This is a genomic window from Microcoleus sp. S13C4, assembly GCF_036700865.1.
Lineage (GTDB): Bacteria > Cyanobacteriota > Cyanobacteriia > Cyanobacteriales > Microcoleaceae > Microcoleus.
Map to the genome: position 1 here is coordinate 34,046 of NZ_JAUBPS010000033.1, position 12,123 is coordinate 46,168.

Here is a 12,123-nt window from a genome sequence, read left to right on the forward strand (position 1 = left end):
CTACTTTAACCCAAACCCAAATCAGTCACAGCACCGATACTACTAGAAGAAACCAACTTAGCATATTTAGCCAAAACCCCTCTAGTATAGCGAGGTTTAGGAGGCTGCCAAAGAGCGCGTCGCTGCTCCAATTCTGCGTCAGAAACATTGAGCTGCAACAAGCGATTGTTAGCATCAATCGTAATTGAATCGCCCTCTTTTACCAGAGCAATTGTCCCGCCAACTTGTGCTTCTGGTGCAACGTGACCGACAACCATTCCGTAAGTTCCGCCAGAGAAGCGACCGTCAGTAATTAACCCTACAGAATCGCCCAAACCTGCGCCAATAATTGCCGAAGTTGGTGCTAACATTTCGCGCATTCCCGGCCCGCCTTTGGGCCCTTCGTAGCGGATGATAATCACATCTCCGGCTTGAATTTTGCCCGCTAAAATTGCATCCAAACAATTTTCTTCAGATTCAAATACCCGCGCCGGGCCGGTAATTTGCGGTTTTTTAACGCCAGTAATTTTAGCAACGGCTCCTTCGGTTGCCAGATTTCCTCTCAGAATTGCTAAATGTCCTTGGGCGTACATCGGGTTGTTCCAAGGGCGGATGACATCTTGGTCGGTGCGGGGTTCGGCTGGAATATCTGCTAACACTTCAGCAACAGTTTGACCGGTAATTGTCAGGGCGTCTCCGTGTAGTAAACCCTTTTCTAGCAGCATTTTCATTACTTGAGGAATGCCGCCGGCTTTGTGCAAATCGGTTGCTACATATTTGCCGCTGGGTTTGAGGTCGCACAGCACCGGCACTTTCGCTCTAATAGTTTCAAAATCGTCGAGGGACAGTTCAACGCCGATCGCATTGGAAATGGCTAATAAATGCAGCACAGCGTTGGTTGAACCGCCGACTGCCATGATTACCGCGATGGCATTTTCAAAGGCCTTGCGAGTCAAAATTTTGCTCGGTAACAACTGTTTGCGGACAGATTCCACCAGAACTTTTGCAGATTCAGCAGCGCTGTCAGCTTTTTCGGCATCCTCAGCAGCCATTGTCGAAGAATAAGGCAAACTCATGCCCATCGCTTCAAAAGCGCTCGACATCGTATTTGCTGTGAACATTCCGCCGCAAGAACCCGCACCCGGACAAGCTTTCTCTTCCACTGCATTGAGTTCTGTTTCGTCAATTTTGCCCGCGCTGAATTGACCGACTGCTTCAAAAGCGCTGACAACGGTTAAATCGCGTCCGTTGTGGTGTCCCGGTTTGATCGTGCCGCCGTAAACAAAAATAGCAGGAATGTTCATGCGGGCGATCGCAATCATCGCCCCCGGCATATTTTTATCGCAACCGCCGACAGCTAGCACACCGTCCATACTTTGACCGTTGCAAACAGTTTCTATCGAATCAGCAATCACATCTCTCGACACCAGAGAATATTTCATCCCTTCAGTTCCCATCGAGATTCCGTCGCTGATAGTAATCGTACCGAACATCTGTGGCATCGCGCCGGCTTCTCTTGCACCCGCAATAGCCCGCAAAGCGAGCTCGTTCAATCCCATATTGCAGGGCGTAATCGTGCTGTACCCGTTGGCAATCCCCACAATCGGCTTAGTGAAATCGCCGTCGCCAAAACCGACTGCCCGCAGCATTGCGCGGTTGGGCGCGCGCTGCACGCCCCCAGTCACAGCTTGGCTTCTCAAATTTTCAGGCATTTTAAAATTTCCTTTGTCAGTTGTCTGTTGTTGACTTGTCAGTTGTCTGTTTTTCTTTGCTGCTGGCTGTTGACTGCCCAGTGCCGAGAGTTTTACGCTATTTCTAATTTTCTCAGAAGCGTTGATATTTGTCCGACCTTTTAGGAGGCAGTGGCACTGCAGTGCCCCGAAAGCAATGCAAAGATTCTACAGATACTACAGCGTGCAGAGTGAATACCGTGGTTATCTGGGATGATGTGGTAACACCCATCACTCTAACGTTTAAAAAAAATTGCGAGGCGAATGACATGGAGGCCGATCGAATTCTGAGGCAATATGCGGCCGGAGAAAGAAATTTTCGAGAAATTAACCTCGCCGGGGCCGACTTAAAAGGGGTAAACCTCAGCGAGGCTAACTTTACCAGAGCGAATTTCCAAGACGCAAACCTCAAAGGCGCTAACCTGACAGGAGCGAACTTGCGCGAGGTGAAATTGGCAGGGGTGGATATGACGGAAGCCAACCTCAGCGAAGCAAATCTCATCGGTACCGATTTGAGCCGCGCCAATCTCAGCGGGGCTAACCTGATGGGAGCCAACCTGCGCGGCTCAATGGCCAGAGAAGTCAACATGACCAAGGCTAATTTGACCGAAGCTAATTTGACCGAAGCCAACTTTACCGAAGCGAATTTGTTTGCGGCCAACTTAACGGACGCTAGCATGATTCGCATTAATTTGATGAAGGCAAATTTGAGTTGGTCAACTCTCAAGGCGGTAAACCTGACAAATGCCATCCTCAGCGAGTCGCTTTTAGAAAGAGCTAATCTGACTCAGGCAATTCTCAGCGGGGCGATGGTGAGCGGGGCCAACTTGGCTGGTGCAGACTTGCGCCAAGTAACGATGGTGGGAGCTAATCTCACCGACGCTAATCTGAGCAATGCTAATTTGAGAGTTGCTAATGTGAGTTGGTCAACCCTGGCAAGAGCTAATTTGAGCGGTGCTAATTTGTACCGGGCTAAGCTGTGCTGGTCTAATTTTAGCGGGGCTGTTTTGGTGGAAGCGGTTTTGATTGACGCTAATCTCAATCGAACTAACTTCCGCGATGCAGATTTGAGGCGGGCAATTATGCCCGACGGCACAACTAATGATTCTTAAAATTTGATTGTTGACTGTTAACTGTTGACTGTTGACTGTTAACTGTTGACTACTGAGTAATGACTAATGACTATCAGTGAATTATTGATGTTGGGTGCGGCCGGAATTTTTGCCGGAATTCTAGCTGGATTTTTGGGTATTGGTGGCGGTACGGTGCTCGTGCCTTTGTTGGTGGCTCTCAAGTACGCTCCGGTACAGGCGGTTGCTACTAGCGGTTTGTCGATCGTCATTACAGCTATTTCTGGCAGCATCCAGAATTGGCGCATGGGCTACCTCAGCTTGAGCCAAGTCGCAGGCATCGGATTTCCAGCCGTCATTACCGCACAAATCGGTGCTTATTTGGCGGGGATATTTCCGCCTTACTTGCTGTTACTTACTTTTGGGTTGTTGCTGTGGCTCAATATTTATTTGATTGAAGTTCGCAAGCACCTGACAGCTAAGAAGAAAGCGGAAGCAGAACAAGAGGAACTAAGAGGAGAAGCGGGACAAGGAGACAAGGCTCAATTACCAATTACCAATCACGAATTACCCAATAATTCAAATATTTTATTCAATCCAACTTTTGCTAAAATTGCTACAGGCAGTGCTGCGGGGTTATTAGCGGGTTTGTTCGGCGTAGGCGGCGGCGTGATTATGGTTCCCCTGCAAATTTTGCTGTTAGGAGAAAGCATTAAAACCGCAATTCAAACCAGCTTGGGCGTCATCGTCATCACGGCAATTTCGGCGACGGCGGGACACGCGGCGCGCGGCAATGTTTTGTGGGTTGTGGGGTTAATTCTGGGGGGCGGCGGTTTGTTGGGCGCGCAGGTGAGCACGCGGTTTTTGCCGAGATTGCCCGATCGCACTATTAGTTTAGCTTTTCGATCGCTCTTGGCAATCTTATCGATTTATGTTTTCTGGCAAGCTTGGCAAAAATTTAGTAACGGGTAATTGGTAATTGGTAAGGTGCGCGGCCCGGCGCACCCTACAAAAGACTGCGGGAAGATGCCCGCGCTGCACCCTACGAAAAACGAATAAGTAAGACTAATTTGCGGATAGTTTCTTCACGGCGCGAGTCAGACGCTGCAAATAAGGCTTGACAATTTCTTGATTTTGCCGCTGCAACTCGGAAACTTGCTGCTGCAAACGCTGAATCTCGGTTTGCAACATCCCTGTGTCTATTGTGGGTCGATCGAGCAAATCCTGCAATTGCTTGAGAGAACCTTGGATTGTATCGAAGTCTACTTCGTTCGATCGCTCCTGTAACTGAGTCGTAATAGTTTTAACTTCAGTTAACTGTTCGCCCATCAATAAAAATCGGACGTTGACATTTTCCCAATCATGCTCTCTCAGGGCGCTATTTTCCAAAATGCGGAGTTTTTGCTGCAAATCCGACAGTTGCGTGTTGAAATCCTGAGAATCTGCCGGCAGCGCCTGGGCTTGGCGTTCGAGGGAGGCTACGGCAGCTTGTACCTCGGCGATGACGCCGGATTCCAAGCCCAGGAGTTTTTGCTGCAAGTCGGAGACAGCGGTGTAGAGTTCCGCAGGTTGTCCAGGTAGTATCTGAACTTGCTGCGATCGACGTTCTACTGCGGCCTGTACGTCCGTAATCGCAGAATTTGCCTTTTGTTGCATTTGTTGCTCGAAACGCTGGCGATTGGCGATATTCAGCGAGAGTGCTGCGGTTAAGGGGGCGGCAGCGTAGAGAATTTGGCCAGACAATCCAGCAGCAATCGTGCCAATCGCTGAACCAGCCACAGAGGCGTATTCTACCAATTCTAGCCAGTCCGGCTGGTTCGGGGCACTTCTGGAAGCTGGGAATGATGCTTTTTCAATCTTCTGCATAGCCTTTTAGTCGTAGTCGGATAGATGGCGATACGGACATGATAAAAGCGATCGGCAAATAAATCAGGGCTATTTGTCAAAATTTCCTGATTGTGGTATTTTTATTGACCGAAATCATCCAGGATACAAGCCCCCGGATTCATCCCTGGAGAAATAAAAAACCTGTATCCCATGAAACTTGCCCCCCGAATTTATCCCTGGGGTCAAGGCTTCAATTCTTTAATCTAAAATCTCAAATCTAAAATCGATTGACCTCCTGGCGAATACCTTCTGCCTTCAAAACGGTCAATCTCAGGTAAAATTCAGGATTAAGTCGATCGATCAACAGTTAACCAATAACCGTTAACCGCCATCTGTCAGGAGTATACAGAAAATGGGTCTTAAGATTATTGAAAGCTACGATAGCAGTTTTGTCCTCGAACCAGAGGCTAAAACTGCACTGTTCGGTTTATTAACAGGTGAAAGCTTTGTCCAACAAATAGCCCTACAATTGCAGTGCTCGCGCATTGAGTTTGCCGAGTTACTTTTTCAGCCAGTCCCTTACAGCAGCGAGACGCCGAAGGGAATGCCTGCTGAATTTGAAAAGTATCATGAATCGAGCGATTTTGCGATCGTCAACGTCCCCCCTAATTTCATGTTCCAAGCCAAAATATTTAAACCCAGCCGCCTCTGTGCCGTTTATCGAGTTTTTAAGAGTTAGGTAAAGGCTGGCTAATCTGTGGTTTAATCTAAAATCTAAAATCTAAAATCTAAAATCGGATGACAGAAGACATTCACTCTCTCGCCAGCTTAGAATTCATTCCATACATAGACTCCGAGGGAAAATTGCCCGATTTTGTCCAGGGAAAAATCGGCGTTTACGCGATTTTTGACAGCGAGAAAGTGCTGCAATTTGTCGGCTATTCTCGCGACATTTACCTCAGCCTCAAACAGCATTTGGTACGCCAAACCCAATATTGCTACTGGCTGAAAGTCCAAACTATTGACAAGCCCAGCCGCACTATCCTAGAAAGCATCCGATCAAGTTGGATTGCCGAAAACGGTTCCCAACCCCAGGGTAACGGTGCCGATGCTGCCAAGTGGAACGACCCCATCGACACCAAAACTGTGATGACCGCCCAAGAAACGGCAAATTATGAAGGTATCTTCGCCGATGAAATTGCCAAAGATAAATTGTTGAAAAATGTCGCGCGGCGGGTGGAAAATGAAATTTTATCGCTCCTCAAAGCTCGCGGTGTAACTGAAGAAATCCGGTTTAATCCCAAGCTAAAAACTAGCGGATTGCTCGATTTAAAGTAAATACAATAGTCCTTAATGCGAACCGTAGGGAAACTGCATTGCCGTTTCCCTCATTCCCGCGCCGGAAACGGCATTGCCGTTTCCCTACAGATGCTCGGCTACAATCTATCTGATATATCATCTCCGTCTGTTAAGATTTTAACAGTTAAGATTTAACACATATCGGAATCTGCAAAATTAACTCTGTTCCTCGGCCCGGAGCAGAAATACAACTGATTTGACCTCGATGTTTTTCCACTACAATATCGTGACTGATTGCCAACCCTAATCCAGTACCGCGGCCTACAGGCTTCGTAGTAAAAAATGGGTCAAATATCTGGTGGCGCACTTCCTCACTCATGCCACAACCGTTATCGGCAATGTTAATCACAACGGATTGATTGTTTTGAGTGGCTAATATTGAATCGTGATTGTGCAGCGCAGCTTCTGACTCAAAACCTACTGAAGTGCTGATAGTAATTTTTCGGGGGGACGATTGATTTTCCAGGGCATCAATAGCATTAGTTAGCAGATTCATGAACACCTGATTTAACTCACTGGCGTAACAGGTGACTCTTGGCAGTTGGCTGTAGTTTTTAATGACCTCTATCTCACCAGCTTTGTTTGCTCCCTTTAGCCGATGTTGCAAAATAACTAAAGTATTGTCAATGCCTTCATGAATATCCACTGGCTTGTACTTTTGTTCGCCAAGGCGGGAGAAGTTCCGCAAAGACATCACAATTTCGCTAATCCGAGAAGCACCCTCTGTCATCGAATTCAGCAGTTTTGGATAATCCTCTGCGATGAATTCGGGTTGAATCTCGTCCAATTCGCCGAGAATTTCTGCAACGGGGTGGGGGTAGTAATGTCGGTACAATTCAACGAGGCGAAGCAAATCTCGCGCATACTCCGCCGCTAGAGAAATATTGCCGTAGATAAAGCTGACGGGATTGTTGATTTCGTGAGCAATTCCTGCCGCTAGCTGACCTAAAGAAGCCATTTTTTCCTTCTGTATTAACTGAGCTTGAGTCTTTTTGAGTTCAGTTACGGTTTGTTCTAGTTCCTTGGCATAGGATTGTGTTTGTTGGAACAACTGGCGCTGCACGAGTTGATTTGAGACGCGGGCGAGAACTTCTTGTTCCTGAAATGGTTTTGTGATATAATCTATACCACCAACTTCAAATGCTTTGACTTTATCTAATACTTCATTCAAAGCGCTGATAAAAATAACTGGAATATCCTTGGTTGTGGGAGAAGCTTTCAATACTTCGCAGACTTTGTAGCCGTCCATACCGGGCATCATGATGTCGAGCAAAATCAAGTCAGGAGGAGTTAATTCGATCGACCGCAGCGCTAGTTTGCCGTCGGGTGCGGTGCGTGTTTTGTACCCTTGCTGCGAGAGTATTTGAGCTAAAAGTTGCAAATTAGCCGGAATATCATCAACAATTAAAATATTCCCTTTTATGACGGGAGTTGGTTCGTAATTCATATCTATTTCGGTAAAATAACCTTTATAGGTTTGTAGTGAGTACGATCGCCCGATCGGGTTTTATGAGGACGATCGCGTACTCACTACAAACCTATCTCATATCCTTATTATTTTGGTTCGGGATGGATGAGAGCTAGTATTTGATTGAACTGAAACTCGTTAGCCAATGTGGCTAGAGCGCTAGCTAAAGCGTCATTGCGATCGCGAATTTGCTCAATTTGGATCAGAATTAACTCTAAATCGCACTCAATTGTGGCTTTCTCTAAAGCTGCCAGCCAATCTGCGGGTAAAGCTGCTAGAGTCTCTGGAGTCGCAGCCTCAATTTGAGTTGACTCGGGAACACTCTCCGATTCACCGTAAATGTAACGCACTCCCAGATGTTTGTGCAGGGTGGCAAAAATTTCTGTATCTCGAAAGGGTTTGTGGATAAAGTCATCGCAATCATCTGATACAGTAACGGTTTGCGCTTCCTCGGCGTTACCGGCACTCACGGCAATAATTGCGGTAGCTTGACCTTTAACAGTGGCTTTAATGCGCTTGGTCGCTTCATGTCCATCCATCACGGGCATCCACATATCCATAAAAATTAAGTGTGGCTCAAAACTCGACCACATTTCAATAGCTTCTATGCCGTTGGTGGCTTCTTGGAGTTCAAAGTTAAAGGCAGCGAGGAGTTTGATCAGCAGTTGGCGGTTGTCCGATTGATCGTCCACAATCAAAATACGATAGCGTGGCTGGTTGGGTTCGAGCGCTATCACCCGACGCAGTGGCTGTACGGGTTGAGTCGCCGGGGCATCAACGGCGCTGACGGGGATATCAAACGCGAATGTGGTGCCGCGCCCTACTTCACTGCGTACAGTAATCACGCCACCCATCAGGTTGATAAACTGTTGGCTGATAGCCAGTCCCAAGCCTGTTCCTTGCTGAGATTTTGTTCCTGTTTTGGTTTGCACAAAGGCTTGAAAAAGTTTATCTAACTCATCAGCAGCTATGCCGGAGCCAGTGTCTTCTATTTCAAAATGTAATTGGTAATTACTCATTAGTAATTGCTGAGATTCACCCTCCCTAACCGCACTTACTGTTAACCTAATTACTCCTTGTTTCGTAAATTTAATGGCGTTAGAGAGGAGATTGATTAAGACTTGGCGCAACTTAAGTTGATCGGTTTGCACGTATTCGGGAACTTCGCGAGAGCAGTCAAATATTAACTGCAATTGTTGCTCCCTTGCCTGGAGTTGAAACATCTCTTCCAAATCGTTCAACAGGCTGCTTAATTGAAAGTCTGTTGGGTTGATTGTAATGCGTCCCGCCTCTATTTTGGCTAAATCTAATATTTGATTGATTAGAGCGAGCAAGTGTTCTCCGCTGCGGTTGATGATGCGGATATTTTCCTGTTGTTCGCGAGTGAGGTTGGTAGAGCGCTGCATCAATTGAGAGAAGCCTAGAATTGCGTTTAGCGGGGTGCGGAGTTCGTGGCTCATATTTGCCAGGAAAGTGCTTTTGGCAAGGTTGGCGGCTTCTGCGGCCCAGGCGGCTTGTTGAAGCTGTACTGCTTGCTGTTGCGTGGCTTCGAGCAATTGAGCTTGTTGTAAGGCGACTCCCAATTGGGTGCTAATTTGCAGCCCAATATTGATTTCTGCTTCGCGCCAAGTGCGGGGTTCAGAATTTTGATAGCTGGCGAGCAAACCCCAAAGTTGAGTGCCACAAAATATGGGGAAAATAACGTAGGCTCTAGCTTGAAATTGTTTTAACAGTTCTATGTAACAAGGACTCAAGCCAGCGCTGTAGATGTCTTCAATTATGCGGTAAGGAACGCCTCTAGCGTACATACCGCCTTGATTTTTTTGTAGATAGGTATCCAGCACTGGTGTACCGCCGGCTTGCATAGTTTTTACGGTACAGCGAGAGTGTTCGACGAGAGTGTTGGGCACATTAAAATCGTCGGGTTGTTGCATCAGTGATATCCAGCCGGGAGCCATTGATTCGGCAACAAATTCCCCACTCCAATCAGGATTAAAGCGATAGATACCGACACGATCGCATTTTAGGGTTTGTCGCAGTTCAGAGGTGGTGGTTTTGAATATTGTGTCAATATCTAAGGATTGACGGATGCGCTCGATCGATCGGGCGATGGCTTGTTCCCTCTCGGCGCTTTCTCGCAAAGCTGACTCCGCTTGTTTGCGATCGCTAATATCCAAAACAGTGCCGAACAAACGGATCAACTCGCCTTTTTTATCATAAACCGGTTTCCCTCGAACTTCAATGTAACTGAGCGAGCCATCTCTTCGGATTAGCCGCAGATCAATTTCAAAGCTTTGCCCCGACATAGCTTGATCGCGAACCATTTTGACATAGCGCGATCGATCTTCGGGATGAAAATGCTCGATTAATTGTTCGGTTGGCAGCGGTTTTTGAGTCGGATCGAGCTCGTAAATGCGATATAGTTCCTCGCTCCAAGTAGTGGTTTTTGTGGCGATATCGTGTTCCCAACTGCCAATACGGGCAATTTTTTGGGCTTCCAGCAGTCGGGCTTCGGCAAACTGGCGATCGCTAATATCGCGGGCTACCCAAACAGCGGAGCTATCGGACAGTGGCGAAATTTTAGCAGCAAACCAAACTTCTTTGTTATTAATCCGCAGGCTGTAATCAAAACTAATAGTTTGTTTGGTTTCCAATGCCTGTCGAACTTGACCGAAATAAATCTCCTCGCCTTCCTCGTGAAATAATTGTTCGAGAATGGAGTCGATCTGATTAGTCTGATAGTTGTATTGAAAAATCCCCTTTGTAGGTAAAATTTGGATGCTTTTTTCTGCATGGTTAAAAATCAATACAACATCAGTTATCGACTCAAATATTTTTACAACTTGCTCGGCAGAAGTGTAAAGTTTTTGTTCGAGCAATTTGCGATCTGCCATTTCATATTGTAATAGTTCGCTAGCACGAGCTAAAGCCCAGGTACGTTGGGCAACTTCGGCTTCTAAAGTGCGATTGTAGTCAGTTAATATTTTTTCATATTGTTTGCGCTGTGCGATGTTAGAAAAAGTAATGATGGCATAAATAATGTTTCCGCCTTCGTCGAAAATGGGTGTGGCGCGTACCTCAAAAGGAATAAATTTCCCATCTCGATAAAGTTCTATATCTTCAAGAAATACCGTTTCGCCGCGCAGTGCTCGGAATGCAGGCAGTTCTTCAATTGGATACGGCTGGTTTTGGCGGTACATTTGATAAACTTCTACTGCTTCTTCTAAAGTCGCATCGGGGATAGTTTCTACGCCGAGCCAATGCTTGGCAGTTTCGTTGAAGTACACGACTTTACCCGAGGCATCGTGGATAGATACTCCCGCAGGTATGGCTTCGATAAATTGCTGGAGTTGGCTCTCCCTCTGCGCTAAAGCTTCATTTAAAGATTTTTGGTCTGCAAAAGCCTGTTGCAGTTGCGCTGCCATAAGATTGAAGGAATTGGCCAGTTCTCCGACTTCATCCAAGCGTTTAATTTCTAAAGGTTGATCCCATTTTCCTTTGGCAACATTTTTGGCGGCGGTATTCAAACGCATAATTGGCTTTGTTACCCAACGGGAAGTCAACAATCCGATCGCGATCGCCAGCGGCAGTGTACCGGCCAATAACCACAATGTATTGCGCGTATTTGCTTGAATCGGAGCCATGAAATCAGACTCTGGCACCACCACGATAATTAACCAATCCAAACCACGGGCATCTCGATAGGGAGTGACGCGGACAAACTGCCTATCGCGCTTGCTCGTCAAGGTAAATCGCTGGGTTGTTTGCAGCGTGCGAAAGTGGTCAAATCGGTTGGCGAGTTGTCGAGCAATATCTCGCGTTCGGGCATCCTTGCTGTTGGTGGCTAGCAATGGCGTCGGTTGCTTTTTTGCTGGCGTCACCAAGGGTGTTTCTCGTGTAGATGTGGCAATCAGATTGCCCGATCGATCCATAATAAAAGTTTGTCCCGATGCCGAGAAATGCAGCCTAGCCAAAAAGGTATTGATTGCTGACAGTCCATTATTATCGGTGAGGCGATCGCTAATTCGCTCTCCTACTTGTTCGATTAACTGATGCGCCACATCCTCGACTGATTCCTGACCACTTTTGAAAGAAAGATAGCCCACTAGCCCAACTACACTCACCGTTTGCAAAACAAACGGAACAATCAGAACCGTTCGCAGCGGAAGTTTGCTGAAAAATTTTGCGGTTAGGCGGTTGAAGTGATAAATGGGCATGGGTGTGAACCAATTGCGCTGACAATCGTATTTTAACTGCTGTAGCGTGCCTTTCCCGGCAATTGGCGCGCAAAAACTGTGAATTTTGCGCCCGCTTCAATATAACCAACTACTAGCGAGGATTGGGCGCGGCTGTCAAAATTTGCTTCTGTCAGTTCTGTTTCTAGCTGTTTGGCATTTGACTGATTTTTACTTACATAAACTGTGATAACTTTTCTAATTTCTTTGTGTGTATCGGCAATCATGTTGTTAATGAAAAGCCAGCGGGGGCGGGTTTATGAGATTGTAGATTATGGGTCAATACGGTTCAGTTAACACTGTTAATTCCCCGGAGATCCCCCTAAATCCCCCTGGTTGTTGGGGGACTTTGAGCAACTTCTTGTCCCCCCCTTTTTAAGGGGGGCTAGGGGGAATCGGTCTTATCTGAACCGTATTGGATTATGGGCAATTATTATTGGTGAAGCCGCCCTTAC

9 protein-coding genes are annotated in these 12,123 nt (G+C 46.7%); 4 read left to right on the top strand and 5 right to left on the bottom strand.

Going from position 1 to position 12,123, the window contains the following annotated elements:
- Positions 1 to 5 precede the first annotated feature (5 nt).
- Positions 6 to 1,691, bottom strand: a complete 1,686-nt coding sequence (gene ilvD / locus QT996_RS15655) for a dihydroxy-acid dehydratase (protein WP_333047623.1) — start codon at positions 1,689 to 1,691, stop codon at positions 6 to 8.
- Positions 1,692 to 1,978: 287 nt separating this feature from the next.
- On the opposite strand from ilvD, the gene QT996_RS15660 reads away from it, so the two are divergent.
- Entirely contained in the window at positions 1,979 to 2,821 is an 843-nt protein-coding gene (locus tag QT996_RS15660) for a pentapeptide repeat-containing protein (protein WP_333047652.1), read from the top strand.
- Between the two features lie 66 nt (positions 2,822 to 2,887).
- The gene (locus tag QT996_RS15665; RefSeq protein ID WP_333047624.1) at positions 2,888 to 3,751 is read left to right on the top strand and encodes a sulfite exporter TauE/SafE family protein; all 864 of its coding nucleotides are present in this window, start codon (positions 2,888 to 2,890) and stop codon (positions 3,749 to 3,751) included.
- A gap of 93 nt (positions 3,752 to 3,844) precedes the next feature.
- Here QT996_RS15665 and QT996_RS15670 read toward each other — a convergent pair whose 3' ends face one another.
- Positions 3,845 to 4,645 carry a hypothetical protein gene (locus QT996_RS15670; protein WP_333047625.1) on the bottom strand — a complete coding sequence of 267 codons (801 nt, stop codon included), beginning with the start codon at positions 4,643 to 4,645 and terminating at the stop codon, positions 3,845 to 3,847.
- A 373-nt stretch (positions 4,646 to 5,018) separates the two neighbouring features.
- Between QT996_RS15670 and QT996_RS15675 the strand changes: the two genes are divergently transcribed.
- Complete coding sequence (locus QT996_RS15675) at positions 5,019 to 5,345, top strand: hypothetical protein (protein WP_333047626.1); 327 nt, start codon at positions 5,019 to 5,021, stop codon at positions 5,343 to 5,345.
- Between the two features lie 59 nt (positions 5,346 to 5,404).
- Entirely contained in the window at positions 5,405 to 5,944 is a 540-nt protein-coding gene (locus tag QT996_RS15680) for a GIY-YIG nuclease family protein (protein ID WP_333047627.1), read from the top strand.
- A gap of 145 nt (positions 5,945 to 6,089) precedes the next feature.
- On the opposite strand, the gene QT996_RS15685 is transcribed toward QT996_RS15680, so the two are convergent.
- From QT996_RS15685 to QT996_RS15695, 3 genes are all read right to left on the bottom strand, one after another.
- The gene (locus QT996_RS15685) at positions 6,090 to 7,412 is read right to left on the bottom strand and encodes a response regulator (RefSeq protein ID WP_333047628.1); all 1,323 of its coding nucleotides are present in this window, start codon (positions 7,410 to 7,412) and stop codon (positions 6,090 to 6,092) included.
- Positions 7,413 to 7,519: 107 nt separating this feature from the next.
- Positions 7,520 to 11,650, bottom strand: a complete 4,131-nt coding sequence (locus QT996_RS15690; RefSeq protein WP_333047629.1) for an ATP-binding protein — start codon at positions 11,648 to 11,650, stop codon at positions 7,520 to 7,522.
- A 32-nt stretch (positions 11,651 to 11,682) separates the two neighbouring features.
- Positions 11,683 to 11,895: a hypothetical protein gene (locus QT996_RS15695; RefSeq protein ID WP_333047630.1), complete on the bottom strand. Its 213-nt coding sequence runs from the start codon at positions 11,893 to 11,895 to the stop codon at positions 11,683 to 11,685.
- Positions 11,896 to 12,123: the final 228 nt, after the last annotated feature.

Bases quoted from the DNA above. Each gene is read 5' to 3' on its own strand.
- ilvD (WP_333047623.1), bottom strand. From the start codon at position 1,691: ATGCCTGAAAATTTGAGAAGCCAAGCTGTGACTGGGGGCGTGCAGCGC.
- QT996_RS15660 (WP_333047652.1), top strand. From the start codon at position 1,979: ATGGAGGCCGATCGAATTCTGAGGCAATATGCGGCCGGAGAAAGAAAT.
- QT996_RS15665 (WP_333047624.1), top strand. From the start codon at position 2,888: ATGACTATCAGTGAATTATTGATGTTGGGTGCGGCCGGAATTTTTGCC.
- QT996_RS15670 (WP_333047625.1), bottom strand. From the start codon at position 4,645: ATGCAGAAGATTGAAAAAGCATCATTCCCAGCTTCCAGAAGTGCCCCG.
- QT996_RS15675 (WP_333047626.1), top strand. From the start codon at position 5,019: ATGGGTCTTAAGATTATTGAAAGCTACGATAGCAGTTTTGTCCTCGAA.
- QT996_RS15680 (WP_333047627.1), top strand. From the start codon at position 5,405: ATGACAGAAGACATTCACTCTCTCGCCAGCTTAGAATTCATTCCATAC.
- QT996_RS15685 (WP_333047628.1), bottom strand. From the start codon at position 7,412: ATGAATTACGAACCAACTCCCGTCATAAAAGGGAATATTTTAATTGTT.
- QT996_RS15690 (WP_333047629.1), bottom strand. From the start codon at position 11,650: ATGCCCATTTATCACTTCAACCGCCTAACCGCAAAATTTTTCAGCAAA.
- QT996_RS15695 (WP_333047630.1), bottom strand. From the start codon at position 11,895: ATGATTGCCGATACACACAAAGAAATTAGAAAAGTTATCACAGTTTAT.